25 protein-coding genes and 1 pseudogene are annotated in these 25,745 nt (G+C 56.8%); 9 read left to right on the plus strand and 17 right to left on the minus strand.

What is annotated here, in order from left to right; translation table 11 throughout:
* Positions 1-5 precede the first annotated feature (5 nt).
* Positions 6-950 carry a LysR family transcriptional regulator gene (locus tag ACTU3N_RS02895; RefSeq protein ID WP_443084632.1) on the plus strand — a complete coding sequence of 315 codons (945 nt, stop codon included), beginning with the start codon at positions 6-8 and terminating at the stop codon, positions 948-950.
* Here ACTU3N_RS02895 and mdcH read toward each other — a convergent pair.
* The 10 genes and pseudogenes from mdcH to ACTU3N_RS02945 all read right to left on the minus strand — a co-directional run bounded on the left by mdcH (position 934) and on the right by ACTU3N_RS02945 (position 10,408).
* On the minus strand, positions 934-1,836 hold the full coding sequence (gene mdcH, locus ACTU3N_RS02900) for a malonate decarboxylase subunit epsilon (protein WP_443084633.1): 903 nt from the start codon (positions 1,834-1,836) through the stop codon (positions 934-936). The genes ACTU3N_RS02895 and mdcH overlap by 17 nt on opposite strands.
* Positions 1,836-2,453, minus strand: coding sequence for a malonate decarboxylase holo-ACP synthase (locus ACTU3N_RS02905; RefSeq protein ID WP_443084634.1), 618 nt, complete (start codon positions 2,451-2,453; stop codon positions 1,836-1,838). Before ACTU3N_RS02905 ends, mdcH begins: the two co-directional genes overlap by 1 nt.
* 2 nt (positions 2,454-2,455) lie before the next feature.
* A pseudogene (locus ACTU3N_RS02910) lies at positions 2,456-3,394 on the minus strand (AEC family transporter); the annotation flags it as partial.
* Positions 3,395-3,625: 231 nt separating this feature from the next.
* Complete coding sequence (gene mdcE, locus ACTU3N_RS02915; RefSeq protein WP_443084635.1) at positions 3,626-4,426, minus strand: biotin-independent malonate decarboxylase subunit gamma; 801 nt, start codon at positions 4,424-4,426, stop codon at positions 3,626-3,628.
* A complete protein-coding gene (locus tag ACTU3N_RS02920; RefSeq protein WP_443084636.1) occupies positions 4,423-5,259 on the minus strand; it encodes a biotin-independent malonate decarboxylase subunit beta in 837 nt (278 codons plus the stop codon). The genes mdcE and ACTU3N_RS02920 overlap by 4 nt, the downstream gene beginning before the upstream one ends.
* Positions 5,252-5,551 carry a malonate decarboxylase acyl carrier protein gene (gene mdcC / locus ACTU3N_RS02925; protein ID WP_443084637.1) on the minus strand — a complete coding sequence of 100 codons (300 nt, stop codon included), beginning with the start codon at positions 5,549-5,551 and terminating at the stop codon, positions 5,252-5,254. The genes ACTU3N_RS02920 and mdcC overlap by 8 nt, the downstream gene beginning before the upstream one ends.
* 9 nt (positions 5,552-5,560) lie before the next feature.
* The gene (locus ACTU3N_RS02930; RefSeq protein ID WP_443084638.1) at positions 5,561-6,418 is read right to left on the minus strand and encodes a triphosphoribosyl-dephospho-CoA synthase; all 858 of its coding nucleotides are present in this window, start codon (positions 6,416-6,418) and stop codon (positions 5,561-5,563) included.
* Positions 6,418-8,073: a malonate decarboxylase subunit alpha gene (gene mdcA / locus ACTU3N_RS02935; protein ID WP_443084639.1), complete on the minus strand. Its 1,656-nt coding sequence runs from the start codon at positions 8,071-8,073 to the stop codon at positions 6,418-6,420. Before mdcA ends, ACTU3N_RS02930 begins: the two co-directional genes overlap by 1 nt.
* A gap of 217 nt (positions 8,074-8,290) precedes the next feature.
* Complete coding sequence (locus tag ACTU3N_RS02940) at positions 8,291-9,268, minus strand: 5-bromo-4-chloroindolyl phosphate hydrolysis family protein (protein WP_443084640.1); 978 nt, start codon at positions 9,266-9,268, stop codon at positions 8,291-8,293.
* Positions 9,269-9,283: 15 nt separating this feature from the next.
* Complete coding sequence (locus ACTU3N_RS02945; RefSeq protein ID WP_443084641.1) at positions 9,284-10,408, minus strand: toxic anion resistance protein; 1,125 nt, start codon at positions 10,406-10,408, stop codon at positions 9,284-9,286.
* A 196-nt stretch (positions 10,409-10,604) separates the two neighbouring features.
* On the opposite strand from ACTU3N_RS02945, the gene ACTU3N_RS02950 reads away from it, so the two are divergent.
* Genes ACTU3N_RS02950 through ACTU3N_RS02960 form a run of 3 tightly spaced genes read left to right on the plus strand, consistent with a single transcriptional unit; the run spans position 10,605 to position 12,759 of the window.
* Positions 10,605-11,621: a hydrolase gene (locus tag ACTU3N_RS02950; RefSeq protein WP_443084642.1), complete on the plus strand. Its 1,017-nt coding sequence runs from the start codon at positions 10,605-10,607 to the stop codon at positions 11,619-11,621.
* Positions 11,621-11,839, plus strand: a complete 219-nt coding sequence (locus ACTU3N_RS02955; protein ID WP_443084643.1) for a YheU family protein — start codon at positions 11,621-11,623, stop codon at positions 11,837-11,839. The genes ACTU3N_RS02950 and ACTU3N_RS02955 overlap by 1 nt, the downstream gene beginning before the upstream one ends.
* A gap of 50 nt (positions 11,840-11,889) precedes the next feature.
* Positions 11,890-12,759, plus strand: a complete 870-nt coding sequence (locus tag ACTU3N_RS02960) for a phosphoribulokinase (RefSeq protein WP_443084644.1) — start codon at positions 11,890-11,892, stop codon at positions 12,757-12,759.
* A gap of 30 nt (positions 12,760-12,789) precedes the next feature.
* Here the strand turns inward: ACTU3N_RS02960 and ACTU3N_RS02965 are convergent, their stop codons facing one another.
* Positions 12,790-13,200: an OsmC family protein gene (locus ACTU3N_RS02965; RefSeq protein ID WP_443084645.1), complete on the minus strand. Its 411-nt coding sequence runs from the start codon at positions 13,198-13,200 to the stop codon at positions 12,790-12,792.
* 398 nt (positions 13,201-13,598) lie between these two features.
* On the opposite strand from ACTU3N_RS02965, the gene crp reads away from it, so the two are divergent.
* Both crp and ACTU3N_RS02975 read left to right on the plus strand, forming a co-directional pair.
* Positions 13,599-14,231: a cAMP-activated global transcriptional regulator CRP gene (gene crp / locus ACTU3N_RS02970; RefSeq protein ID WP_000242755.1), complete on the plus strand. Its 633-nt coding sequence runs from the start codon at positions 13,599-13,601 to the stop codon at positions 14,229-14,231.
* Positions 14,232-14,279: 48 nt separating this feature from the next.
* The gene (locus ACTU3N_RS02975; protein ID WP_443084646.1) at positions 14,280-16,358 is read left to right on the plus strand and encodes a YccS/YhfK family putative transporter; all 2,079 of its coding nucleotides are present in this window, start codon (positions 14,280-14,282) and stop codon (positions 16,356-16,358) included.
* Here ACTU3N_RS02975 and argD read toward each other — a convergent pair.
* The 6 genes from argD to ACTU3N_RS03005 form a co-directional block, all read right to left on the minus strand.
* Positions 16,355-17,575: a bifunctional acetylornithine/succinyldiaminopimelate transaminase gene (gene argD / locus ACTU3N_RS02980; protein ID WP_443084647.1), complete on the minus strand. Its 1,221-nt coding sequence runs from the start codon at positions 17,573-17,575 to the stop codon at positions 16,355-16,357. The two genes, ACTU3N_RS02975 and argD, sit on opposite strands and share 4 nt — an antisense overlap.
* Before the next feature lie 87 nt (positions 17,576-17,662).
* Positions 17,663-18,226 (minus strand): aminodeoxychorismate synthase component 2, encoded by a 564-nt coding sequence (gene pabA, locus ACTU3N_RS02985; RefSeq protein WP_443084648.1) that lies wholly within the window; start codon positions 18,224-18,226, stop codon positions 17,663-17,665.
* A gap of 31 nt (positions 18,227-18,257) precedes the next feature.
* Complete coding sequence (locus ACTU3N_RS02990) at positions 18,258-18,860, minus strand: putative adenosine monophosphate-protein transferase Fic (RefSeq protein ID WP_443084649.1); 603 nt, start codon at positions 18,858-18,860, stop codon at positions 18,258-18,260.
* Positions 18,850-19,020, minus strand: a complete 171-nt coding sequence (locus ACTU3N_RS02995; protein ID WP_443084650.1) for a YhfG family protein — start codon at positions 19,018-19,020, stop codon at positions 18,850-18,852. Before ACTU3N_RS02995 ends, ACTU3N_RS02990 begins: the two co-directional genes overlap by 11 nt.
* A gap of 127 nt (positions 19,021-19,147) precedes the next feature.
* Positions 19,148-19,720, minus strand: coding sequence for a peptidylprolyl isomerase A (gene ppiA, locus ACTU3N_RS03000; RefSeq protein ID WP_443084651.1), 573 nt, complete (start codon positions 19,718-19,720; stop codon positions 19,148-19,150).
* Between the two features lie 125 nt (positions 19,721-19,845).
* Positions 19,846-21,141: a cytosine deaminase gene (locus ACTU3N_RS03005; protein ID WP_443084652.1), complete on the minus strand. Its 1,296-nt coding sequence runs from the start codon at positions 21,139-21,141 to the stop codon at positions 19,846-19,848.
* 237 nt (positions 21,142-21,378) lie between these two features.
* Here ACTU3N_RS03005 and nirB point away from each other — a divergent pair, with 237 nt between their 5' ends.
* The 3 genes from nirB to cysG all read left to right on the plus strand — a co-directional run bounded on the left by nirB (position 21,379) and on the right by cysG (position 25,715).
* Entirely contained in the window at positions 21,379-23,922 is a 2,544-nt protein-coding gene (gene nirB, locus ACTU3N_RS03010; RefSeq protein ID WP_443084653.1) for a nitrite reductase large subunit NirB, read from the plus strand.
* On the plus strand, positions 23,919-24,245 hold the full coding sequence (nirD, locus tag ACTU3N_RS03015) for a nitrite reductase small subunit NirD (RefSeq protein WP_443084654.1): 327 nt from the start codon (positions 23,919-23,921) through the stop codon (positions 24,243-24,245). The genes nirB and nirD overlap by 4 nt, the downstream gene beginning before the upstream one ends.
* 105 nt (positions 24,246-24,350) lie before the next feature.
* Complete coding sequence (gene cysG, locus ACTU3N_RS03020; protein ID WP_443084655.1) at positions 24,351-25,715, plus strand: siroheme synthase CysG; 1,365 nt, start codon at positions 24,351-24,353, stop codon at positions 25,713-25,715.
* Positions 25,716-25,745: the final 30 nt, after the last annotated feature.

Genomic DNA, 25,745 nt, shown 5'->3' on the forward strand with positions numbered 1-25,745 from the left:
GCCTGATGAAACCGGACATCGCCAACGACATCACCTTTCGCAAACTTGCGATTTTCATGACCTTTATGGAGAAGGGAAATATCGCTCGCGCCGCCGAAGCGCTCAACCTGAGCGGTGTCAGCGTGCATCGTGCGCTGCATACGCTTGAAGAGAACGTGCGTTGCCCGCTGTTTGTTCATAAAGGCCGCAACCTGCAACCATTACCCGCCGCGTTTACGTTGCTGGAGTATTGCCAGGAAGTGGTGCAGTTGATGGAGCGCGGGCTGGACGAGGCGCGTAAAACTGCCGGAGTCGGCCAGGGGCGTCTGCGTGTGGGGACGCTCTATTCGCTGACGCTGGAAACCGTGCCGCGCCTGATCATGGGCATGAAGTTGCGCCGCCCGGAGCTGGAAATGGATCTCACCATGGGCTCGAACGAGATGCTGCTGCATATGCTGGAAGAGGGGTCGCTGGATGCTATCCTGATTTCTATCTCAGAGGGCGAAATCGATAGCAACAGTTTCGAAATGCTGCCGCTGTTCCGTGATGATATCTTTCTCACCGCGCCCGCGAGCGCCACGCTGAATACCAACGCGCCTGCCGATCTGCGCGATTACCGTAGGCAAAAATTTGTCTCGCTGGCAGAAGGGTTCGCGACCTATGCCGGGTTCCAGGAAGCGTTTCATATCGCCGGGTTCGAGCCGGAAATCGTCACCCGCGTCAACGATATCTTCTCAATGTTAAGCCTGGTGCAGGCCGGCGTCGGTTTTACGCTAATGCCTGGCCGGATGAAAAAAGTGTATGAAGGCTCGGTGCAGATGCTGCGCCTGGCCGAGCCTTATCAAATGCAGCAGTTGATAGCGATTGTTTTCGCCCGCAACCGCGAGCGTGACCCGAACCTGCTGGCGCTGGCGGCAGAGGGGCGGATGTATGCCCGCAGTCTGGGAGAGGATGTTACGCCTGCGTCCTGAGCCGGTTCGCCAGGTGCACGGCAACGTCAACGCCGCTGCGCTCAAGCGAAATGCACTCCCCTTCCCACGCCGCCTGGCGCGTCAGGCAGGTCAGAATGCCGCCCGGCGGCATCTCTATCGCCAGCCGCCCTTCGCGCTCATTGGCCGCAATCATCGCCTCCTGCCAGCGCACGGTGCGCGCCATATTACCGGCCAGATCGTCGGCAATTTTCTCCGGCTGCCACAGAACGCGCCCGGTGCTGCCGCTTAAATACGCGCGCTTCGGTCGGTTGAGCGTCACGCCCGCAAACGCCTGCGCAAGTTTTTCTGCCGGTTTCGCTAATAGCGCACAGTGCGATGGCACGCTCACCGCCAGCCGTTTCGCTTTGTTCGCGCCTTTTTCCAGCGCGCGCTGCGCCACCTGCGCCATCGCCTCATCACTGCCTGCAATCACTATCTGCGTCTCGGCATTGAGATTCGCGATATACGCCCCGCTACCTTCCAGCAAATGCTCAACCGTGGGCAGCGTCAGGCCCATAATCGCCGTCAGCCCGTAGCCGTGCGGATATGCCTGCTCCATTAAATCGCCGCGCAGAGCCACCAGCTTTAACGCATCGCAAAAATCGAGCGCCCCGGCCACGACCGCCGCCGGATAAGCGCCAATCGACAGGCCACTGACGATATCCGCCGTCACGCCGCGACGTTCAAGCTCGCGCGTCCAGGCAACGCCTGCTATCAGCAGCGAAAGTTGCACCGCACGCGTGTGCTGCAAGGCTTCAGGCGTATCGAGCGTGTCGGCCTCTGCGCCCAACACCTCGCGCGCTTGCGCCATCTCTGTGCCCGGCAGCGCCTGTAACATGCCGGGGCGTTGTGTCCCCTGTCCCGGAAAGGTAAACAGAATCTTCATTATTCCTCCCTGTGCCAGGGGTCGCTGACCAGACGCGGCCCGTGGTTTGTTTTCAACATCACCCGCGCGTCGCGCAGCCACTCCGCCAGCGCAAAGCCGCCGTTGGGCGTCTCTACCTGGGTATCTGCCCGGCACAGCCCACCGCTAAGATACTGCTGCCAGCGGGCAAGCTCGCTGTGGGAAAGCGGCTGCGGCGCGCGGATCAGTAAATCAAGATCGCTTGTGGCGTGAAGAACCGGGATGCCGGTCGCCAGCGCATACGCGGTGCTGCCGGTCACGCCCCAGCACCACGCAAAGCGCAGCTGCGCCAGTTGCAGCGCGAGCTGAACCGGCGGTTGGGAAATAAAAGGCGAACGCAGCAGCGTTTGGGGTTCGACAAGTTGTTCGGGTGAAACCACGCGGGTAACGTGCTCAGGCTTCACCCAGGCCGCGGCGCGCTGCTCGCGACGCATACCACGTACGCCAACCGGCACGCGGCCATTGCTGGCAACATCACGCCGCACCACCACCGGCAGCCCGGTGTGCCAGATCTCATCGACCCAGGCGTCAGTCACACCTTCCAGCGCGTCGCGCGCGGTAAGCCAGAGAAGATCGTGCGGGCGTAATGTTGCGGTCATCGTTACATTCCTGACGTCAGTGAAATAAACAGCGGCAGCGACAGGATACAGAGCACGGAGCTTAGCAGCAGCACAGCTTCTGCGTCCGGCGACTGCACGCCAAAGCGGTTACCGAATACCACACCGAAGAAGCCAGCGGCCAGCGCAATCATCAGGATAGCGGTGATGGCCACCGAGCCGTGCAGACCGAATGCCAGCACAATGCCCCATGCGATTGCCGGTTGGATCAAAAGCTTGGTAATGGTGGAGGTAATCACCATGGTGTTGATAGCCAGTTTACGTGCCGAGAGGATAACACCGGTCAGGAACAGCGCCGCAGCGGTCGCGGAAAGCCCCAGCGGTTTGATGGACGCCAGCAGCAGGTCCGGCATTTTGATACCGATAGCCGACAGCACCACCCCTAACAGCGGGCCCCAGACGATAGGTTTTTTCACCGAACGCCACATCAGTACCGGCAGCATAGCCAGCGTAGACCCGGTGCTGCCGCCTTCGGCGCGTGCTTTTTCACGCTCCAGAATGAGCAGGCAGAACGGCGTCATCAGTACCGAGCCGCAGGCGATAGAAACCGCCACCGATAAAGACGTTGAGGGCACTTCACCCAGCACGCTGCCGAGGATAGGCAGGCCCAGCGCAGCGTAGTTCGGCAGCGCCACGGTCAGCGTCAGCACGGCTGCATCCTGCGGTGATTTTTTAAATACTTTCGTCGCCAGGAAGTAGATGGCGGCGTAGGTTATCCACATCGACAGGGTCAGCACGACGATCAGCGGCGATTGCGCGATGATACCGGCCCACGGGGTCTGCACGGTGGCGCTAAACAGCGCGGCGGGCAGGGCAAAATCCATCACAAAAATATTCAGCAGGGAAACATTTTTGTTGTCGACCATTTTGGCCTTCCCTGCCCAGAAGCCCAGCAGCATGATGACAAAAATAGGCGCGAGGGCATGAACAATTACATAAGTCATAAATCACCTTAAGAAGAAATCACTTCATCTTTCGTACTGCCTTTGCGCAGGCTTCAGGAACGTTTCGTTTCCGTGACTGCCGCCCGCAGGCTGCACGAACGATTGGGTGCTTAGAATCAACGAATGCGATGGTTATTATTTTTTCAGACGTAAACCGTATGGGCGCGGCGAACGCGCCCACAGGTGTTACGGTCTGGCAGGTTGTTGTATTTACCAGCTCGCTTTCATGCGTTCGCGCACAAGGGCGGAGCTGCGGCGGTTGGCAGCACCCAGTCGGTTTTTCAGACTGGTGTCCTGACGCGCGTCTTTGATTGCCTGTTGCAGGGTGGATTTCACCTGCGCCAGATCCGCCTCGGTGGGTGCATCCGGGTTGCTGAGATTCAGCAGATCCGAGAGCAGGCCAAGCGTGGCGTAGTTGCTGATGTCATAAGCCATCGGCGGGATCGTTGCCGCCAGTTTTTCCAGCGCGTCCACGGTGCGCAGCGTAATGCGCGCGGCAGATTCTTTGCCCATGGCATGGATCAACACGCCCGGATCGTTAACCGCAATCAGTCGGTTTGCCTGGTAACCGTGCGCCAGAAACGCGCCGGACATCGCTTTACCAACGATAAGGCCAATCACCGGATGACCCGCCAGGCGAGCGTTGGCATAGGCCGCAGCGGCACCGGCCAGCGCCTGGTGAATACCAAACGCTTCTTCGCGACGGCCATAGGCCTGGCTTGGCACATCAATTACCGCGACGATTGGGCGTTTGCTGCTGCTGTTTGCATCGGCGGCAACGGTTTCGGCGATAACTTTCGCCAGCGTCCAGCCTTCGAGCAGGCCCACTTCACCTTTGGCCGCACGCGGATAGTGGTTGTTAGCGTCCGGCACCACCGCGATAAAACGCGCGGCTTCGCCGTTGATTTCGCCATCAGCAACCTGCACAGACGGGCACAGGCCGCTCAGTCGTTGGGCGTTGGGCGTCAGTTTTTCCAGCCATAATGCGCCGCGGCTCACTGTCGTACTCATGCTTTACCCTCCCCGGCAAACAACGCGCTGATTTGTTCTGCATCCGCTTGTTTGCGGGTGTCGAACTGGCTCAGACGTTGCAAATAGTCGTCGTAGTTATCGGTGCGGTGTCTGGCTGGCACACCTTTGGCAATCGCTTCATTCATTGCCTGTTTCACCGCGTTTACGCCATCACCGACCAGCGCATCCACCAGCCCGCTGCGAGCACGCACTTCGCCGCCGGTCATGCTCCAGATAAACGGACGGTCGCGGGAGTCGTATTCGTCGATGCCAGCTTCCTGCTCAATAACTTGCGGGCCGTTCAGACCGAGGCGCGCTTCGCGGGTCACAATCAGGTAGCTGCACAGCGCAGCAGCGATGGACATCCCGCCGAAACAGCCCACGGTACCGGCAACGATACCGACCACCGGGGTGTAGCGGCGCAGATCGACAATCGCGGCATGGATATCCGCAATCGCCGCCAGGCCCAGGTTAGCTTCCTGCAAGCGCACGCCGCCGGTTTCCAGGCACAGTACCGCCTGAGTCGGAATACCGTTACGGTTATCCTCCGCCGCCAGCTCCAGCGCCGCCGCCATTTTCGCGCCGGAGACTTCGCCCATACTGCCGCCCTGGAAGGTTCCTTCGATGGCAATCACCACCGCTGGTTGACCGTTGATCGTGCCTTTCGCCACCACCATGCCATCATCCGACTGCGGAACGATGCCCTGCGGCCCTAACCACGGCGAGATGATGCCTTCGAACGGGTCAAGCAGCTCACGGTAGCTGCCTTCATCCAGCAGTGCATGGGCGCGTTGACGTGCTTTAAGCTCGATAAAACTGCTGTCGTCACGCATGGCTCACCTCCTCAAATACCTGCTCGATACGGATACGCGCCACGCCAGGCGTTGCCCCGAAATCGTGAATCACCATCTGGCCTGCGGGCAGCGTGCTGACCACGCCAAGACGGTTGAACAGCGCTTCCCAGCGTCCACGGCTGTTTTCCACAGAGGTGGTGATATCAATGGTTAATGTTTGCCCCTGGTCGGCGGTGAATAACACCTCCATATCCCCGGAGCCCACAACGCCTGCCAGCGCTTTACCGCGTAATGCGCGGCTGGCGGGCACGGTTAACGTAATGTGTTCCATAACTTCCTCTTAATTCGCTAAATAAGGCGTGGTGACCCGGTCAAGAAACAGCGTGGCGGCGAGTAAATCTGCCGCGCCCCCTGGTGAGGCGTTAAGTGCCAGCATTCGCACGTCGAGTTCTGCCAGAGCGCGTTGCCCCTGCTCGCTGGAAGCGCCGCCAGCCTGTAACACCGCCTGAGCGCCTTCGCGCATCGCCTTAAGCCCTTCAAGGCCCGCGCGCGATAACACACAGGTATCGCTCAGTGATGTCATGATGGCCATGAGCGCATCCAGCCGCGCCTGCGTCTCGCTTGCACCTTGTTGGCGGCTTTGCAGCAGTTGCGGCAATGCCAGGCGCATAATGTGCGGGAACGCTTGCCGGGCTTCTTCACGTGCTCCGGGTACCCGGTAGCGATGGGTGGCGCGAAGTCCTTTACTAAAGACTTTTGGCGCGGCGTCATCCGGCAAGCTCGCCAGTTGCGCGGCGGTGTTGGCGATAGCCCGGGCAGAACCTTTGCCGCCCAACATGGCTACCGCGCTGACCAGCAATCCCAGCGCCCAAATTGCGCCGCGATGGGTGTTCACACCGCCGGTTGCCGCCATCATTTGCTGTTCGCCTTCTCGTCCGAGTCGCCCTATGGTTTGCCTGAGCGCAATATCGGCGGGCCGCAGCCAGCTCTGTTGCGCCAGCGCCTGAAACGTAGGGGTCAGGCTGTGCGCGGAACGCTCCATCAGTTCGAGCGTTAAATCGTGATGCGCGCCGCTGCCCCGACTGTCCACCAGACCGGGCTTCGGGCTTAAACGTGCTTCGTCAATCAGACACTGTGTGGCGGTGTGCGCCAGACGTAAGGCACCGCCCTCAGCCGCAATCTGTGGCAGAAGTTTCATTACCAGCTCCGGAATTTCGCAGGTGGGTTGTAAAGACCGCCGGACCATTCCACCAGGTCAGCCACGCTGCTGGCCGCCAGCAACGAACGGGTTGCGTCCGTGCGGCGAATACCCATATCTTCCGGGTAAACCACTTTGCCGCTCTGGCGCAGTGCCGCGACGCGTTTGGCATCAACACCCAGACCGATGTCAGTAATACCGGCAACCGCAGCCACCATCGCGCGGCGTTCTTCCAGGGTCTCTGCACGATAGAGGTAAGCAATACCTTCTTCGGTCAGAACGTGCGTGACGTCATCGCCATAGATCATTACCGGCGCCAGCGGCATACCGGCACTTTTCGCCACATCGATGGCATCCAGGTTTTCCACGAAGGTCGGTTTCACGCCAGCCTGGAAGGTTTCAACCATCTGCACCACCAGCTTTTTGCCGCGCTGCATTGGGTCTGGCTCGGTAATCATGTTCAGCCAGGCAGGGGTTGCGTGACGGCGACCGTGCGGGTCATGGCCCATGTTCGGCGCGCCGCCAAAGCCAGAGAGACGACCACGGGTCACCGTTGACGAGTTCGCCAGGCCATCCACCTGCAAGGTCGAACCGATAAACATATCCACCGCGTACTGACCGGCTAACTGGCAGAACGCGCGGTTTGAGCGCATGGAGCCGTCGGCACCGGTAAAGAACACGTCCGGGCGCGCGCGGATGTACTCTTCCATCCCCATCTCGCCGCCGAAGCAGTGCACGCTTTCCACCCAGCCGCTCTCAATCGCCGGGATCAGCGTCGGGTGCGGGTTCAGCGTCCAGTGTTTACAGATTTTGCCTTTCAGACCGAGCTGCTCACCGTAGGTCGGTAGCAGCAGTTCGATTGCCGCCGTGTTAAAACCGATACCGTGGTTAAGAGATTGCACCTGATGCTCGGCGTAGATGCCTTTGATGGCCATCATCGCCATCAGGATATGCTCTTGTTTGATCAGGCGCGGGTCGCGGGTAAACAGCGGTTCGATGAAGAACGGTTTGTCCGCGACGACCACGTAGTCAATCCACGAGCCGGGGATATCCACGCGCGGCAGGTCGCACTCGTCATCAACCAGTTCGTTAACCTGGGCGATAACAATCCCGTCGCGAAAGGCGGCGGCTTCTACCAGCGCCGGGGTATCTTCGGTGCTTGGGCCGGTGTAGAGGTTACCTTTGCGGTCAGCTTTATAACCGGCAATCAGCGCCACGTTCGGGCACAGGTCAACATACAGGCGGGAGTAGAGTTCGATGTAGGTGTGGATTGCGCCGATTTCCAGCAGACCATCTTCGAGCAGTTGCGAAATGCGCAGGCTTTGCGTACCGGAGAAAGAGAAATCCAGTTTGCGTGCAATACCTTTTTCAAAAATATCAAGGTGTTCGCTACGCCCGACGCTCGGCATAATCATATGCAGGTCGTGCACTTTCTGCGGATTGACTTCCGCCAGCGAGCGGGAGAGAAAATCCGCCTGCTTTTGGTTGTTCCCTTCCAGAACGACGCGGTCGCCCGGTGCGATCAGTTTTTCCAGCATGGCGACAAGGTCGCCGGTTGGCAGTACCTTGCCCTGCACAGGGATGGACGCCAGACGGCGCTGTTTCTCGCTGCGCCGCGTGTTCCATACCTGTGCTGGCGTTTGCCCAGATAACATTATTAACCTCCTGATTCAGCTCATCGTTTTGATTTGCTTAATGCTGAACACAGTGTGCACTCTGGTGAGAAAGCCATCAATTAAGCGAGCAGGCAAATCATTAGCCTGAGAGTAATAATCAAAAGGAAGTATTTGTGACGTAAATCAGCTTTTGCCGTGCAGAAAAGTTTTATGAGGGCAGAAACAACGCCCGCGCAGAGGCGGGCGTGCGGGGAGATTATCGGTAACCGTCTGTTTTGAGGATTTTTTCCAGCGCTTTGATCTCAATATTGAGATCGTCCGTGTCATTCTCCAGCAGTTGCTGGTGCTGCTGGCGAAACGCCTGGCTCAGCGATGCCAGCGCCTCCTGCTGTTCAGCGATGGCCTGCTGGCGCTTCTCGGAATCGTCTAACTGGTGGGCGAGGGTTTGCCCTTTGGTGACGATTTTCTCAACGATCGGCAGATAACGTTGTAAAAATTGCCGCCCTGGCTCTTTGTCCCGCTCATCGGTCTGCATACAGCGGCGGATATCCCGTGCAGCGGCGACGATCTCCGCCAGCGTTTTTTGCACCGGCGCTGAGAGCGGGCCGATTTTTTCCAGCCGGGCAATTTGCTGGTCTAGCGCGTCATCCTGATGGGCGACCTGCGCTTTTGTCAGCGCAGCCTCTTCCTGCATCGTCTGGAGAGCGGCTTTTCTGCGCGCGGCAACTTTTTGGGCGTATTCGTATACCAAGCAGGCAATAAGCAAAACGCCAAAAAGCACCAGGTAGAGCGGATGCGCCACGAAAGAGTATTGGTCGTTATAGGCCGCAGTAGCCAGCACGGTAGCGATAAAGAGATACCAGAGAAAAATGAGTCGGAAATCGCGTCGGCTGCGGTAAAGATAGATAATTAGCGCCATGCTTCCGGCCCAGAACGGCATGGCGAGAGCATCGCCAAACAACATCCAGAGACCACCGGCAATCAGGCCAGCACAAAATGCGATGCGGTCAAACACTAACGTGCGGTAGAGGATGGCAAACCCTACCCAGCTAACAAAAAGCATCGTACCGCCCAGGTCGTCATCGGTTCCGTAAGCGGACCGGCTTTCGGTCACCCAGCGCATAAAAACGCTGGTGTACATACTGGCAAAAAAAAGCAGCAGAACCTGGACAGAAATGCGCCGGACGCGCGTTTTACGCAGCGTATTCAGAGCGGCATCTAACTTTTCAAACATACGCTCTTCCCTGATTTAAGGCTGACGGGCAGTACCGCTGGTCACGCTTGCCAGGCGATCGCGCAGCTCGTTTTCCATCGTTACCAGCTCTTTTTCGACTTCGAATCGGCGATGGCGCGCATCGCTGGCGATTTTCACCGACTCTTCGATAGTGTTTAGCAAACGCGACTGCACATCACGCAGGGTTTCGATATCCACCACGGAGCGCTCGACCTCCCGCGCGGTTTCCAGCGTACCGGTTTGCAGCATTTCCGCATTGCGTCGCAGCAAATCATTGGTCGTATCCGCCACATCTTTTTGCAGCTTCGCCGCCTGGCGCTGGGTATGCAGCGACATCGACAGCGCGATTTGGCTTTTCCACACCGGGATCGTTGAGAGAATACTGCTCTGAATTTTTTCCGCCAGCGACTGGCTGTTGCTCTGCATCAGGCGGATTTGCGGCGCGGTCTGAATAGCAATAGTGCGCGACAGCATCAAATCATGCAGGCGGCGCTCAAAACGCTGAATACCTTCCAGCAAATCCCGCAAACGCTGGGCGCTCATCGGGTCCGTCGCCGCCTGCGCTTGCAGGGCGGGCAGCTCTTGCTGATTGATTTGCGCCAGCTTCTGTTTGCCCGCAATAACGTGTAGCGTCACCTGCTGGAAAACCTCGCGGTTACGCTCAAAGAGGATCTCCAGCATGGAGATATTGCGCAGAAGATCCACCATCGCCTGATTCAGTTTCCCGGTGATGGTTTCCACCTGTTGCGCCAGCGTCTGGTACTCCAGCATGGTGCGCTCAAGACGGTTAAACAGCGTGCCCAGCACCGGCAGCGAGGCGAGAAAGCCCGGCTTTTCGTTGAAGACATTAATATCGACGTGGCGGATTTTTTGCAGCAGATCGGTCAGTTGCTCGCCGATAACGCCCGCATCTTTCGCCCGCACTTCCTGCATCAGCGATTCTGAGAATTGCGCAATGCTGTTCATGCTTTTGGCGCCATAGGAGAGAGAGAAAACCGGGTCGAAGACATTAATTTCTTTAACGATATTCTCGACTTCGTGCGCTTGCTCCGGGGTTAACGTCTCTGTAGCGGGCAGTGCATCTACCGCATTCGCAACATCCTGCCGTGGTGTAAGGTCAACTGAACTATTTTCCGTCATTAAAGACATTCCTCAAAAGGTCAAAAAGGCAGAAGATGACGCCAAATGCGCCGGGCAGGATATCGTAATAGTTTGAATTTTCTCAGCTATCGTCCCTGCTAACCGATCTCTGCACACTGCAACAGCAGCAAAGTATTAAACAGCTTAACTATTCGCAAGTATAATAACCGCAAAATTAATCGAATATTTTGACAATATGGCAGATATCACACCTGCACATCTCCTTGATGATCAAGAAGACTCGCGCAGTTTTCGCCCGATGCGCGGCGGGCGTAACCCGCACTTCCAGACGATGTTGCCGCGACTCATTCGCCGTCGTGTGCAGTTCGATCCCTGGTGGCAGCGCCTGGAGCTGCCGGACGGCGATTTCGTCGATCTCGCCTGGAGTGAGGAGCCGCACCAGGCACGCCATAAGCCCCGGCTGGTGGTGTTTCACGGCCTGGAAGGCAGCCTGCACAGCCCGTATGCTCACGGCCTGGTGGAAGCCGCCAAAGCGCGCGGCTGGCTGGGCGTGGTGATGCATTTTCGCGGCTGTAGCGGCGTGCCGAACCGTCTCAACCGAATCTACCACTCTGGCGAAACCGAAGACGGCACCTGGTTTTTGCACTGGCTGCGCGAGGAGTTTGGCACCGTCCCCACGGCGGCGGTCGGCTACTCGCTCGGCGGCAATATGCTCGGCTGCCTGCTGGCGAAAGCAGAAGATAACCTGCCCATCGATGCAGCGGTGATTGTTTCCGCGCCACTGGTGCTCGAAGCGTGCAGTTATCATATGGATAAAGGCTTTTCGCGTGTTTATCAGCGCTATTTGCTGAACTTACTCAAAGCTAACGCCGCGCGTAAGCTCCGTGCGTACCCCGGTTCGCTGCCGCTTACGCCCGCGGCGCTGCGCAAAGTGCGGCGCATCCGCGAGTTCGACGATTTAATTACCGCGAAAATTCATGGTTTTGCCGATGCGCTTGACTACTATCGTCGCTGTAGCGCCATGCCGATGCTGCCGTCTATCCGTAAACCGACGCTGATTATTCATGCAAAAGACGATCCGTTTATGGATCATAATGTTATCCCTGATGCCGCCCGGCTACCTGCTAATATTGAATATCAGCTCACGGAGCACGGCGGTCACGTCGGCTTTGTCGGCGGTACGCTGTTTCGCCCGCAAATGTGGCTGGAACAACGCATCCCGGACTGGTTGTCCGCATATCTGGAGGCGTAATGATTATTCCGTGGCAGGAAATTGAAGCGCAGACGCTCAATAATCTCATCGAGAGCTTTGTCTTGCGCGAAGGCACCGATTATGGTGAACATGAACGTTCACTTGAGCAAAAGGTCGCCGACGTAAAACGGCAGCTGCAACGCGGCGAAGCCGTGCTGGTATGGTCGGAACTGCACGAGACGGTGAATATTATGCCGCGCGGGCAGTTTCACGACTAACAAAATGCAGGGCGGCTTTACCACAAAAACTGTCAATTCAGGGAGTTGCTATGTCCGCCAAACATCCGGTTATTGCCGTCACGGGTTCCAGCGGCGCGGGAACCACCACCACCAGCCTCGCCTTTCGTAAAATCTTCGCCCAGCTTGGTTTGCAGGCCGCCGAAGTCGAAGGCGACAGCTTTCATCGCTATACCCGCCCGGAAATGGACATGGCCATTCGCAAAGCTCGCGATCAGGGGCGGCACATCAGCTATTTTGGCCCGGAAGCCAATGATTTTGCCTTGCTGCAACAAACCTTCAGCGAGTATGGCCTGAGTGGTACAGGCCAGGCGCGTAAGTATCTCCATACCTATGATGAAGCCGTGCCCTGGAACCAGGTTCCAGGTACATTTACCCCCTGGCAGCCGCTGCCGGAACCAACCGATGTGCTGTTTTACGAAGGGCTGCATGGCGGCGTGGTGACGGCGCAGCATGATGTGGCGCAGTACGTGGACTTGCTGGTGGGCGTGGTGCCGATTGTTAACCTGGAGTGGATCCAAAAACTGGTGCGCGATACCAGCGAGCGCGGGCACTCGCGCGAAGCGGTGATGGACTCGGTGGTGCGCTCCATGGAAGACTATATCAATTATATTACCCCGCAGTTTTCCCGCACCCATCTTAACTTTCAGCGCGTGCCGACTGTGGATACCTCTAACCCTTTTGCGGCGAAAGGCATTCCCTCGCTGGATGAAAGTTTTGTTGTTATTCACTTCCGCAATCTCGAAGGGATCGATTACCCCTGGCTGCTGGCGATGCTGCAAGGCTCGTTTATCTCGCATATGGACACGCTGGTGGTGCCTGGCGGGAAAATGGGGCTGGCGATGGAGCTGATTATGACGCCGCTGGTGCAGCGCCTGATGGAAGGGAAAAAAATCATCTAACACGGCCCGGCGGTGGCCGGGCGCGGTTTATCAGGCTTCAATAACTTCGTAAGAGTGGGTGATATTGACCGCTTTTTCCAGCATCAGCGCCACAGAGCAGTACTTCTCAGCCGACAGGTCCACGGCGCGGGACACCGCCGCATCTTTAAGATCGTGACCGGAAACGATAAAGTGCAGATTGATATGCGTGAACAGGCGCGGCGCTTCTTCACGGCGCTCGGAGGTCAGCTTGACTTCGCAATCGGTGACGTTATGCCGCCCTTTTTGCAGAATTGAAACCACGTCGATAGCACTGCACCCACCGGCAGCCATCAGCACCATTTCCATCGGGCTTGGCGCTTTGTCGCCGGAATTACCGTCCATCAGGATCTGGTGCCCTGACGCCGACTCACCCAGGAAAGTCAACCCTTCTACCCATTTCACACGAGCCTGCATTTTCATCACTCCAGTGTCGTCACTTTCTTTACAGATTACGCGCACATATCAAAACTCGCAACGGAAGGCGACCTGCGTCATGCTGAAGCGAGACACCAGGAGACAGGCGGTAAAAGCTATGCTAAAACAGTCTGGATGCTACAGAGTTACATAGACGTTACGAATGTACGCAAGGGATATCATACATTAGAGGCCGCAGAACCGCTGACGGCCCACTTCCCAGGATATTGGAAGCTTATACACTCACCATTCAGGATGCGTCGAGTCGGCTAGTTTGTGAATGCCCAAAGCCGGGCGGCGCAGGCGCGCTAACGCGAGCAAACGGAAGAATGGCGTGTAATGATTGCAACCCCGGATGTGTTTTTCGACATTCGGAGCCAGCTTATAACAGAGGATAATCGCGCATGGTGCTTGGCAAACCGCAAACAGACCCGACTCTCGAATGGTTCTTGTCTCATTGCCATATTCATAAGTACCCGTCGAAGAGCACGCTGATTCACCAGGGTGAAAAAGCGGAAACGTTGTATTACATCGTCAAAGGCTCAGTGGCTGTGCTCATCAAGGACGAAGAAGGTAAAGAGATGATTCTCTCCTACCTGAACCAGGGAGATTTTATTGGTGAACTGGGTCTGTTCGAAGAGGGTCAGGAGCGCAGTGCCTGGGTACGCGCCAAGACCGCTTGTGAAGTGGCCGAAATTTCCTACAAAAAATTCCGTCAGCTTATTCAGGTCAACCCGGATATTCTGATGCGTCTCTCCGCGCAAATGGCGCGTCGCCTGCAGGTGACATCGGAGAAAGTCGGCAACCTGGCGTTCCTGGACGTAACCGGTCGTATCGCGCAGACGCTGCTGAACCTGGCAAAACAGCCGGACGCCATGACCCACCCGGACGGCATGCAAATTAAAATCACCCGCCAGGAAATTGGTCAGATCGTCGGTTGCTCGCGTGAAACCGTGGGCCGCATCCTGAAAATGCTCGAAGATCAAAACCTGATCTCTGCCCACGGTAAAACTATCGTGGTCTATGGAACACGTTAATGCAGCTAACGGCGCGCCGCTTCCCCGGTGCGCCGTTGTTATGATTTCATGTGGCGCAGGTTAATTTATCACCCGGAGATTAACTACGCACTGCGGCAAACGCTGGTGCTCTGCCTCCCCGTGGCGGCAGGTCTGCTGATTGGCGACCTGCAACATGCCCTGCTGTTCTCTCTCGTTCCCGCCTGTTGCAACATCGCCGGTCTGGACACGCCGCATAAGCGATTTTTTAAACGCCTGATTATTGGTGCCTCGCTGTTTACCGGTACCAGCCTTGCCGTACAGCTGCTGATGGCGGAACACCTACCGCTACCGCTTATCCTCACGCTCCTGACCCTGCTGCTTGGTGTCACGGCGGAAATCAGCGCGCTACATGGCCGATTGCTCCCGGCGTCACTTCTCGCCGCCGTCTTCACGCTGCATCTTGCCGGAAACCTGCCGGTCTGGGAGCCGCTGCTGATTTATGCCTGCGGTACGCTGTGGTACGGGCTGTTCAACTGGTTCTGGCTCTGGCTGTGGCGTGAACAGCCGCTACGAGAATCATTAAGTCTGCTTTACCGGCAGCTGGCCGACTATTGCGAAGTCAAATACAGCACGCTGTTACAGCATACAGACCCGGAAAGCGCCCTGCCGCCGCTGCTTGTCCGTCAGCAAAAAGCGATGGACCTGATAAGCCAATGCTACCAGCAGCTGCATATGCTGGCGGCCAATCAGCACAATGATTACAAGCGCCTGATTCGTATTTTCCAGGTGGCGCTGGATTTGCAGGAACATATCTCGGTCAGCCTTTATCAGCCGGAGGATGTGAAAAAGCTCCTCAATGAAACCTTCGCCGAACAGGTGCTGCGCTGGAATGCGCAAACCGTCGCTGACCGGTTGCGCGTGCTGGCGGACGATATTCTCTATCACCGTTACCCGTCGCATTTTGCGATGAAGGAGCAAACGGGCGCGCTGGAAAAAATTGCCCGCCAGCACCCGGATAACTCGGTCGGGCAGCTCTGCGCCTGGCACTTCAGCCGTATCGCCCGCGTGCTGACCACTCAGCGCCCGCTTTACGCCCGTGATTTAATGACCGAAAAGCAGCGCCGCCTGCCGCTCCTGCTCGCGTTCAAAAACTATTGCTCGCTCAAATCCACCGCGCTGCGAAATGCGGCGCGTCTCAGCGTGATGCTCAGCATCGCCAGCCTGATGGGCAGCGCGCTGCATTTACAAAAACCCTACTGGATAATGCTGACGGTGCTGGTAGTGACGCAGCATGGCTATAGCGCCACGCGGGTGCGCATCGTGCACCGGGCGGCAGGCACCGTGGCCGGGCTGGTGATTGCGGGCGTCACCCTGCACTTTCATGTACCGCTCGGGCTGATACTGACCATCATGCTGTTCACGACGCTTGCCAGCTACCTGATTATCCGCAAAAGCTACGGCTGGGCGACGGTCGGTTTTACCATTACGGCGGTGTATACGTTGCAGCTACTCACGCTTCAGGGTGATGAGTTTATTGTGGCAAGGCTTATCGATACGTTAATTGGTTGCCTGATTGCGTTTGGCGGCATGGTCTGGCTTTGGCCGCAGTGGCAAAGCGGCTTGCTGCGCAAAAATGCCCAGGATGTGCTGGAAGCCGATCAGGAAGCGATTCGCCTGATCCTCAGTGACGACCCGCAGCCTACGCCGCTGGCCTGGCAACGTATGCGCGTTAACCAGGCGCATAACGCACTCTATAACTCACTTAACCAGGCGATGCAGGAGCCAGGTTTTAATACGCATTACCTGGCCGATATGAAGCTGTGGGTGGCGCACAGCCAGTTTATTGTTGAGGATATCAACGCCATGACCACGCTTGCGCGCGAACACACGATGCTGACGCCGGCGCTTGCGCAGAACTATCTCCAGGCGTGTGAAATTGCGCTGCAACGTTGCCAGCAGCGCCTGGAGTATGACGGGCCGGATGAACCGGCCAAAGGGGATATTATGCAAGCGCCGGAGACGCTGACGCACGGGCCGATGAGCACACTGGAGCAGCAGTTGCAACGCGTGCTGGGGCATCTCAACACTATGTACACGATTTCGTCCGTGGCGTGGCGCCAGCGCCCGCACCACGGCATCTGGTTAAGCCGCCTGGCGCGCCACTAAGCGTTTACCACCTTGCCGACCGCCGTCGCAAAACGCGCCATCCCTTCATTGATATCCTGCTCGTCAATAACCAGCGACGGCGCAAAGCGCATCACATCCGGGCCAGCGTTGAGCACCATCACACCTGCATCGGCGGCAGCGGCAAGGAACTCCCGCGCCCGCCCGTGATACGCGACTTTCAGTTCGGCGCCGACAAGCAGTCCCATGCCGCGAATATCGCTGAAAACGTCGTATTGCTTATCGATCTGCTGCAAATGCTCAACAAAACGCTGGCGTTTTTCTTTCACCCCGGCAAGCACCGCCGGTGTATTGATGATATCGAACGCCGCACCGGCGACCGCACAGGCCAGCGGGTTGCCGCCATAGGTAGAACCGTGAGAGCCAACATGGAACGCGCTGGCAATCTCCTGCGTCGTCAGCATGGCGCTTATCGGGAAACCGCCGCCAAGCGCTTTCGCACTGGTGAGAATATCCGGCGTCACGCCGTAGTGCATATAGGCAAACAGCTCGCCGCTGCGCCCCATACCGCACTGCACTTCATCAAACACCAGTAGCGCATTGTGCTGGTCGCACAGCTCACGCAAACCTTTAAGAAACTCAGGCGTTGCCGCCGTGACGCCGCCTTCCCCCTGCACAGGTTCCACCACCACAGCGCAGGTGTGATCGTCCATCACCGCCTGCACAGCATGCAAATCGTTAAACGGCACGTGGATAATATCTGCCGGTTTCGGCCCGAAGCCGTCGGAATACTTCGGCTGGCCGCCAACGGTGACGGTAAATAACGAACGCCCGTGGAAGGCATGATGGAAAGCGATGATTTTTGTTTTGTAAGGGCTATGACGAGTTGATGCATAATAACGCGCCAGTTTAAAAGCAGTTTCGTTCGCTTCCGTGCCGGAATTCATAAACACCACGCGCTCGGCAAAGGTCGCGTCGATGATTTTGCCCGCCAGGCGCAGCGCCGGTTCGTTGGTGAACACATTGCTGACATGCCAGAGGGTTTCACCCTGGGTTTTCAGCGCCTCCACCAGCGCCGGATGGCAGTGCCCAAGGGCAGTGACCGCGATACCTCCGGCAAAATCGACGTACTCTTTTCCCTGCTGATCCCACACGCGACTGCCCTTTCCCTTCACCGGGATAAACTCCGCCGGGGCGTAAATAGGGAGGATCACATCGTCGAACGTTGCGCGGGTTACTGCATTTTGCTGGGTTGCCATATCACTTACCATCCATTTTGCGCACAGCTATTAATGAAAATATAATCACCAAATATGCATAAAAAATCAGTGCATGGCAACCTGAAATCAGCGGATAAGGAAGTTATTCAGTAATGCGTGGCCCTGTTCGCTGAGAATACTTTCCGGGTGAAACTGCACCCCTTCCAGATCCCATTGCCGGTGGCGAATCCCCATGATCTCGCCGCTTTCGCTCAATGCCGTCACCTCAAAACAGGCGGGCAACGTTTCAGAGTCGATAAGCAGAGAATGGTAGCGCGTGACGGTTAACGGATTATTAAGGCCGCGAAACACGCCCTGGCCGTTATGCGTAATGGGAGAAGTTTTGCCGTGCATGACTTTTTGCGCACGCACGATGGTCGCGCCAAAGACTTGCGCAATGGCCTGATGCCCCAGGCAAACGCCAAGAATGGGCAGTTTCCCCGCATAGTGTTCAATCACCGCCAGCGAAATGCCGGACTCATCCGGCGTGCAGGGCCCGGGGGAAATCACAATTTTTTGCGGCGCAAGCGCAGCAATGTCGGTGAGGGTAATCTCATCATTACGCCTCACCATAACCTGCGCGCCCAGCTCGCAAAAATACTGGTACAGGTTCCAGGTAAACGAGTCGTAATTATCGATAAGCAGGATCATGGCGGCCTCTGTAAAAGCAAACCGCGCTAGTTTACTCGCTTTCGCCCGCTTCGCTCACCACTTTGCTGAAGATCTCGCGCAGCGGCGCTAAATCCCCCATTGCGCCTGCCTGGTTGGCCGTGCTCCAGCGTTCAACATCAGCTTTGCGCCAGTCGAGGCTGAAACCTGCGTGCAGCGCCAGCTGCTCAAAAAAGATACGCTGAGCGATACCGTTACCAATACGAAATGGATGCAACACATTAATTTCACAGTAGTAATGCGCCAGACGCTCAACAAATTCCTCTTTTTCCAGCCCGCACAGCCAGTTCTCCTCTTCCAGCTGTTGCATCAGGGCATTGCCCTCTTTTTCGATATACTCGAAATGGCAAAACCGCGTATCGCCTTTGTAGATATCCACTTCGCGGATTTTCCCTGCCCAGTCGAAGATATCCTGGTAGAGGTGATGATGGATGGCGCACAAATGCGGAAGACCGCGCGCCAGCGGGCCAAGCGTAAGCGTCGCCGCCCGCAGCGCGGTTAGTTCATACGCCGCTTGCTCCAGGCGCTGCGCCTCATGGATACCGAGCGCGTTACGCATCACGTTCAGCCCCGGGTAGAGATAAGGGTCGCGCCCGTCGCCAAATTTATCGCTCATAGTGCCTCCTGAGCGCTTCAATGCGCGCGTTCGCCTCATCGGTCGTCAGGGTAATGGGTTGGCTATCAATGCCTTCGAGCCGCCTGCTGGCCTGAAAATTGACATTGCGCTGCTGTTCCCAGAGAAGGTTCTTTTGCCTGTCGGTGAGTTTTTTCGCCATAGCGCCTCCCTGTTTCATGAGTGTCTGAGAAAGTATATACACAAAATCAGACGAGCCGCGTCGGGCTGGCAAGCGGGCGTGGGATAATAAAGCACAGCACGGGCGCGATAGCCCGTGCAGGGAAATGTTATGGCAGCACTTTGGCAGAAAGGATAACGACAGGTTTAGTCGGAACATTTTGATAAGGGCCAACGTCGTGCGTCTGCACCTGGGCAATCTTATCGGCGACATCCATTCCTTTCACAACTTTACCAAACACCGCGTAGCCAAAATCACGCTGGCCGTGATCGAGGAAAGCGTTGTCCGCAACGTTAATAAAGAACTGGCTGGTGGCGCTGTCTTTGTCTGCCGTACGCGCCATAGAAATGGTGCCGCGCGTGTTACGCAGACCGTTGTCGGCTTCGTTTTTAATCGGCGGATTAGGCTGCTTCGGCTGCATCTGCTCGTTAAAGCCGCCGCCCTGAATCATAAAACCGGGGATCACGCGGTGAAAGGTGGTGTTGTTATAGAAACCGCTGTTGACGTAATCCACAAAGTTTTTCACCGACACAGGGGCTTTCTGGTTGTTCAGCTCCAGTTCGATATTACCTGCAGACGTAGTGAGCAGAACATGCGTATCGCCTTTTGCCGCGAACGCAGCAGAAGAGATACCAGAGAGGGCAAAAACAGCTGCCAGAGCCGCAAGAGTCGATTTAACCATTAGGTTTCCTTAACGAAGTGCAGTACAGAAAGCGAGTGGCTTGATTCTAAAGAGCCGTCAGCCAGCAGGCCAGCCTTTTACTTAATTTTACGTATTTGGAAGTATTTGTTACGCCAGAAGCGTTTTTATCCCTCCCGGCGACAAAAATCCACCGCTTCGCCACCCCGGTCTGTTTGCACCCAGCTTTGTGCCGGTTGGGTGCTGGCAATCACCCGCCCCTGGCGGATAGACCAGCGTACCGGCGCCTGGCAACGTACCGCATCAAAGCCGCTCTCTACCGGCAAAATAACCATATTCGCCGGATTCCCTGGTTCGATGCCATACTGCGTCAAGCCAAAGGTGCGGGCGCTATTATGCGTAATTAAACGCAGGCCGTCCTCGATTTGCTGATACCCCATCAACTGGCACACGTGCAGCCCCATATGCAGCACCTGCAACATATTCCCCGTACCCAGCGGGTACCAGGGATCGTACACATCGTCATGACCAAAGCAGACGTTAATACCTGCCGCCAGCAGCTCTTTTACCCGCGTCACACCACGGCGCTTCGGGTAGTCATCAAAACGCCCCTGCAAGTGGATATTGACCAGCGGATTCGCCACGAAATTAATGCCGGAGAGCTTCAACAAGCGGAACAGCCGCGAGGTATACGCACCGTTATACGAGTGCATCGCAGTGGTGTGGCTGGCGGTAACACGCGGGCCGAGGTCATATTCCAGCGCCAGCGCAGCGACCGTTTCGATAAAGCGCGACTGCTCGTCATCGATTTCATCACAGTGTATATCCAGCGGGCGCTGGTACTTTTTCGCCAGTTCAAAAGCAATATGCAGCGATTCCACGCCATATTCACGGGTGAACTCAAAGTGCGGAATAGCACCGACGACATCGGCGCCAAGACGCAGCGCCTCTTCCAGAAATTGCGCACCATTTGGGTACGAAAGAATACCTTCTTGCGGGAAGGCGACGATTTGTAGCTCAACCCAGGGAGCGACCTCGGCTTTGACCTCCAGCATCGCTTTGAGCGCCACCAGGGAGGGGTCGGAGACGTCCACATGGGTGCGCACATACTGCACGCCGTTAGCCATCTGCCATTTCAGCGTTTGCCAGGCACGCGCTTTCACATCTTCGTGGCTGAGCAGCGCCTTTCGTTCCGCCCAACGCTCGATGCCCTCAAATAAGGTGCCCGACTGGTTCCAGTGCGGTTCACCGGCGGTTTGTGTGGTATCGAGGTGAATGTGCGGTTCAATAAACGGCGGCAGCGCCAGCCCGCCATGCGCATTTAACACCTCAAGGCTCTCGCTACGGAGGGTATCCATCAGCGAGACGTCACTAAAACGACCGTTTTCAATCGCGATTTGCCACAAACCTTCACGGCCAGGTAAATGTACGTTCTGAACTAACCAACGCGGTGTTGATGACATACCTTTCCCTCTCTTTTTCGTTTTCTATTTCGTATCAGATACGCGGCAAAAAAACCTCTTTTTTGTGCAAAAACTGCACAGCACAGAAAAGCCTGTGATTTCCATAACTTACAAAAAACGATTAAAATCAAATAAATACCCATTAAGTGGTAGGTAAAGATGCACTTGATGTATATCAAAAAGCGTTGAGGCTGAATCGTTAAGGTAGGAGGTAATAGAAAAGAAATCGAGGCAAAAATGAGCAAAGTCAAACTCGCTATTATCGGTAACGGCATGGTCGGTCACCGCTTCATTGAGGACCTCCTCGATAAAGCAGACGCCGCTCAGTTCGATATTACCGTCTTTTGTGAAGAGCCGCGTAAAGCCTACGATCGCGTCCATCTTTCATCCTATTTTTCTCACCATACAGCGGAAGAGCTGTCGCTGGTGCGCGAAGGGTTCTACGAGAAGCACGGCGTAAAAGTGCTGGTCGGCGAACGCGCTATTACCATTAACCGGCAGGAAAAAGTGATCCATTCCAGCGCCGGGCGCACGGTCTTTTACGACAAGCTGATTATGGCGACTGGTTCCTATCCCTGGATACCGCCCATTAAAGGTTCCGACACGCAAGACTGCTTCGTTTATCGCACCATCGAGGATCTCAACGCAATCGAAGCCTGCGCACGCCGCAGCCGTCGCGGTGCGGTGGTGGGTGGTGGTCTGCTTGGTCTGGAAGCGGCGGGCGCGCTGAAAAACTTAGGCGTCGAGACGCACGTCATTGAGTTTGCGCCGATGCTGATGGCCGAGCAGCTCGACCAGATGGGTGGCGAGCAGCTAAAACGTAAAATCGAAAGCATGGGCGTGCGCGTGCACACCAATAAAAACACCCAGGAGATCGTGCAGGAAGGCACCGAGGCGCGCAAAACCATGCATTTTGCCGACGGTAGCGAGCTGGAAGTGGACTTTATTGTCTTCTCTACCGGTATCCGCCCGCGCGACAAACTGGCGACCCAGTGCGGCCTGGCGGTCGGTCAGCGCGGCGGGATCATGATTAACGATTCCTGCCAGACCTCCGACCCGGATATTTATGCCATCGGTGAATGCGCAAGCTGGAACAACCGTGTCTTTGGCCTGGTCGCGCCGGGTTACAAAATGGCGCAGGTTGCCGTCGATCATATTCTCGGTACGCAGAATGCGTTCGAAGGCGCGGATATGAGCGCCAAACTGAAGCTGCTCGGCGTTGATGTGGGCGGTATCGGCGATGCGCATGCCCGCACGCAAGGCGCACGCAGCTACGTTTATCTCGACGAAAACAAAGAAATTTACAAGCGCCTGATTGTCAGCCCGGATAATAAATACCTGCTCGGCGCGGTGCTGGTGGGCGATACGAGCGATTTCGGCAACCTGCAACAACTGGTGCTGAACGCTATCGAACTGCCGGAAAACCCGGACTCGCTGATCCTTCCTGCGCATGCGGGGAGCGGCAAACCCTCTATCGGCGTGGATAAACTGCCGGACAGCGCGCAAATCTGCTCCTGCTTTGACGTCACCAAAGGGGCGTTAATTGCCGCCATCAATAAAGGTTGCCATACGGTTGCCGCGTTAAAAGCAGAAACCAAAGCCGGTACCGGCTGCGGCGGCTGTATTCCGCTGGTCACCCAAGTGCTGAATGCCGAGCTTGCCAAACAGGGCATTGAAATTACCAATAACCTGTGTGAACACTTCGCCTATTCGCGCCAGGAGCTGTACCACCTGATCCGCGTCGAAGGCATCAAATCCTTTGATGAACTGCTGGAAAAATATGGCAAAGGCTACGGCTGCGAAGTGTGTAAACCGACCGTCGGCTCGCTGCTGGCCTCATGCTGGAATGAGTACATTCTGTCGCCGAAAAATACGCCGCTTCAGGACAGCAACGATAACTTCCTCGCCAATATCCAGAAAGATGGCACTTACTCGGTGATCCCGCGCTCGCCGGGCGGTGAAATCACCCCGGAAGGGCTGATGGAAGTGGGCCGCATCGCGCGTGAATTCAATCTCTACACCAAAATCACCGGCTCTCAGCGTATCGCGCTGTTTGGCGCGCAAAAAGACGATCTGCCGGAGATCTGGCGTCAGTTAATTGATGCGGGCTTCGAAACCGGCCACGCCTACGCCAAAGCACTGCGTATGGCGAAAACCTGCGTTGGTTCCACCTGGTGCCGCTATGGCGTGGGGGATAGCGTCGGTCTTGGTGTTGAGCTGGAAAACCGCTACAAAGGCATCCGTTCGCCGCACAAAATGAAGTTTGGCGTATCGGGCTGCACGCGTGAGTGTTCCGAAGCGCAAAGTAAAGATGTGGGCATTATCGCTACCGAAAAAGGCTGGAACCTGTACGTCTGCGGTAACGGCGGGATGAAACCGCGCCATGCGGATCTGCTGGCGGCGGATCTCGACCGCGAAACCCTGATTCGCTATATCGACCGCTTTATGATGTTCTACATCCGCACCGCCGATAAGCTGACCCGTACCGCCTCATGGCTGGAGAATATGGAAGGCGGCATCGACTATCTGCGAAGCGTGATTATCGACGACAAGCTGGGCTTTGACGCACAGCTGGAAGCAGAAATGACCCGCCTGCGTGAAGCCGTAGTTTGTGAGTGGACGGAAACAGTAAATAACCCGGCCGCACAGACGCGCTTCAAACACTTTATCAACAGCGAGCGCCGTGACCCGAATGTCCAGGTGGTGCCGGAGCGCGCTCAGCATCGCCCGGCGACGCCGTATGAACGCATCCCTGTCACGCTAGTGGAGGAAAACGCATGAGCCAGTGGGAATCAATCTGCAAAATCGACGACATTTTGCCTGCCACCGGCGTGTGCGCGCTGGTCAATGGCCAGCAGGTGGCGGTGTTCCGCCCATACCATGACGAGCAGGTGTTTGCCATCAGCAATATCGACCCGTTCTTTGAGTCCAGCGTGCTGTCGCGCGGCATCATCGCAGAGCACCAGGGAGAATTGTGGGTCGCCAGCCCGTTGAAAAAACAGCGCTTCCGCCTGCGCGATGGTTTATGCATGGAAGATGAGAACTTTTCCGTCGCGCACTTCGAGGCACGCGTAAAAGACGGCGAAGTGCAGGTCAAAGCGTAACCTCTTGCGGGAGCGCAATGCTCCCGCCCTTTCCTTTTTACCTTTAACTTCCCGGGTTCTCTTGCTGGTATGCTACGGCACTAATTAAAACACCGAGGTCATGTCGTGGATCATTTGCCCATTTTCTGTCAGTTGCACGATCGTGCCTGCCTGCTGGTTGGCGGCGGCGATGTTGCAGAACGTAAAGCCCGCCTGTTGATGGATGCGGGCGCTCGTCTCACGGTCAACGCGCTGGTTTTTGTGCCCCAGTTCCAGGTGTGGGCGGAGCAAGGGATGTTGACGCTGGTCGAGGGGGAATTTGACGAAGCGCTGCTGGATGAATGCTGGCTCGCCATCGCGGCGACCGATGATGAAGCGGTCAACCAGCGCGTAAGCGAGGCCGCTGAAGTTCGCCGGATCTTCTGTAATGTGGTGGATGCGCCAAAGCAGGCCAGTTTTATTATGCCGTCGATTATTGACCGCTCGCCGCTGATGGTCGCCGTTTCATCCGGCGGCACCTCACCGGTGCTGGCACGCTTACTGCGTGAGAAGCTGGAGTCGTTGCTGCCGCAGCATCTGGGGCATGTGGCGCGCTATGCCGGAAAGCTACGCCAGCGGGTGAAACAGCACTTTGCCACCGTGGGCGAGCGGCGTCGCTTCTGGGAAAAGCTCTTTGTGAACGACCGCCTGGCCCAGTCGCTGGCGAATCAGGATATGTCAGCGGTTGAAAAAATAACCGGGCAGATGCTGGCAGAACCGCTGGAAAACCACGGCGAAGTGGTGCTGGTGGGCGCGGGGCCGGGGGACGCCGGGCTTTTAACGCTCAAAGGTTTGCAACAGATCCAACAGGCTGACGTGGTGGTTTATGACCGCCTGGTCTCCGATGAGATCATGAACCTGGTGCGCCGCGATGCAGACCGGGTGTTTGTCGGCAAACGCGCAGGCTATCACTGCGTGCCGCAGGAAGAGATCAACCAGATTTTGTTACGTGAAGCGAAACGCGGCAAGCGCGTGGTGCGCCTGAAAGGCGGCGACCCGTTTATTTTCGGGCGCGGCGGCGAAGAGCTGGAAACATTGTGCCATGAGGATATTCCCTTCTCGGTGGTGCCAGGCATTACAGCCGCCTCCGGCTGCTCGGCCTACTCCGGCATCCCGTTAACCCATCGTGATTACGCGCAGAGCGTGCGGCTGATCACTGGCCATCTGAAGACCGGCGGCGAGCTGGACTGGGCGAATCTGGCGGCAGATAAACAGACGCTGGTGTTCTATATGGGCCTGAATCAGGCAGCAACTATCCAGGCGCAGCTGATTACGCATGGCATGGCGGCACAGATGCCGGTGGCGCTGGTTGAAAACGGCACATCGGTGCGCCAGAAAGTGGTCAGCGGCACGTTAGCAGAACTGGGTGAACTGGCGCAGCAGGTGCAAAGCCCGGCGCTGATCATCGTCGGCCCGGTGGTGGGGCTGCGGGATAAGCTGAAGTGGTTTTAAAAACAGGGCAGGCGTCACCTGCCCTGGCAT

It is taken from the genome of Vagococcus sp. WN89Y (assembly GCF_052220145.1).
GTDB lineage: Bacteria > Pseudomonadota > Gammaproteobacteria > Enterobacterales > Enterobacteriaceae > Kosakonia.

Bases quoted from the DNA above. Each gene is read 5' to 3' on its own strand.
- mdcH (WP_443084633.1), bottom strand. From the start codon at position 1,836: ATGAAGATTCTGTTTACCTTTCCGGGACAGGGGACACAACGCCCCGGC.
- ACTU3N_RS02940 (WP_443084640.1), bottom strand. From the start codon at position 9,268: ATGTTTGAAAAGTTAGATGCCGCTCTGAATACGCTGCGTAAAACGCGC.
- nirD (WP_443084654.1), top strand. From the start codon at position 23,919: ATGAGCCAGTGGGAATCAATCTGCAAAATCGACGACATTTTGCCTGCC.
- ACTU3N_RS02945 (WP_443084641.1), bottom strand. From the start codon at position 10,408: ATGACGGAAAATAGTTCAGTTGACCTTACACCACGGCAGGATGTTGCG.
- ACTU3N_RS02965 (WP_443084645.1), bottom strand. From the start codon at position 13,200: ATGAAAATGCAGGCTCGTGTGAAATGGGTAGAAGGGTTGACTTTCCTG.
- mdcE (WP_443084635.1), bottom strand. From the start codon at position 4,426: ATGAGTACGACAGTGAGCCGCGGCGCATTATGGCTGGAAAAACTGACG.
- ACTU3N_RS02990 (WP_443084649.1), bottom strand. From the start codon at position 18,860: ATGAGCGATAAATTTGGCGACGGGCGCGACCCTTATCTCTACCCGGGG.
- ACTU3N_RS02920 (WP_443084636.1), bottom strand. From the start codon at position 5,259: ATGCGTGACGACAGCAGTTTTATCGAGCTTAAAGCACGTCAACGCGCC.
- ACTU3N_RS02895 (WP_443084632.1), top strand. From the start codon at position 6: ATGAAACCGGACATCGCCAACGACATCACCTTTCGCAAACTTGCGATT.
- argD (WP_443084647.1), bottom strand. From the start codon at position 17,575: ATGGCAACCCAGCAAAATGCAGTAACCCGCGCAACGTTCGACGATGTG.
- ACTU3N_RS02975 (WP_443084646.1), top strand. From the start codon at position 14,280: ATGTGGCGCAGGTTAATTTATCACCCGGAGATTAACTACGCACTGCGG.
- pabA (WP_443084648.1), bottom strand. From the start codon at position 18,226: ATGATCCTGCTTATCGATAATTACGACTCGTTTACCTGGAACCTGTAC.
- ACTU3N_RS03005 (WP_443084652.1), bottom strand. From the start codon at position 21,141: ATGTCATCAACACCGCGTTGGTTAGTTCAGAACGTACATTTACCTGGC.
- ACTU3N_RS02930 (WP_443084638.1), bottom strand. From the start codon at position 6,418: ATGAAACTTCTGCCACAGATTGCGGCTGAGGGCGGTGCCTTACGTCTG.
- ACTU3N_RS02995 (WP_443084650.1), bottom strand. From the start codon at position 19,020: ATGGCGAAAAAACTCACCGACAGGCAAAAGAACCTTCTCTGGGAACAG.
- nirB (WP_443084653.1), top strand. From the start codon at position 21,379: ATGAGCAAAGTCAAACTCGCTATTATCGGTAACGGCATGGTCGGTCAC.
- ACTU3N_RS02950 (WP_443084642.1), top strand. From the start codon at position 10,605: ATGGCAGATATCACACCTGCACATCTCCTTGATGATCAAGAAGACTCG.
- ACTU3N_RS02960 (WP_443084644.1), top strand. From the start codon at position 11,890: ATGTCCGCCAAACATCCGGTTATTGCCGTCACGGGTTCCAGCGGCGCG.
- ppiA (WP_443084651.1), bottom strand. From the start codon at position 19,720: ATGGTTAAATCGACTCTTGCGGCTCTGGCAGCTGTTTTTGCCCTCTCT.
- ACTU3N_RS02905 (WP_443084634.1), bottom strand. From the start codon at position 2,453: ATGACCGCAACATTACGCCCGCACGATCTTCTCTGGCTTACCGCGCGC.
- crp (WP_000242755.1), top strand. From the start codon at position 13,599: ATGGTGCTTGGCAAACCGCAAACAGACCCGACTCTCGAATGGTTCTTG.
- ACTU3N_RS02955 (WP_443084643.1), top strand. From the start codon at position 11,621: ATGATTATTCCGTGGCAGGAAATTGAAGCGCAGACGCTCAATAATCTC.
- mdcA (WP_443084639.1), bottom strand. From the start codon at position 8,073: ATGTTATCTGGGCAAACGCCAGCACAGGTATGGAACACGCGGCGCAGC.
- mdcC (WP_443084637.1), bottom strand. From the start codon at position 5,551: ATGGAACACATTACGTTAACCGTGCCCGCCAGCCGCGCATTACGCGGT.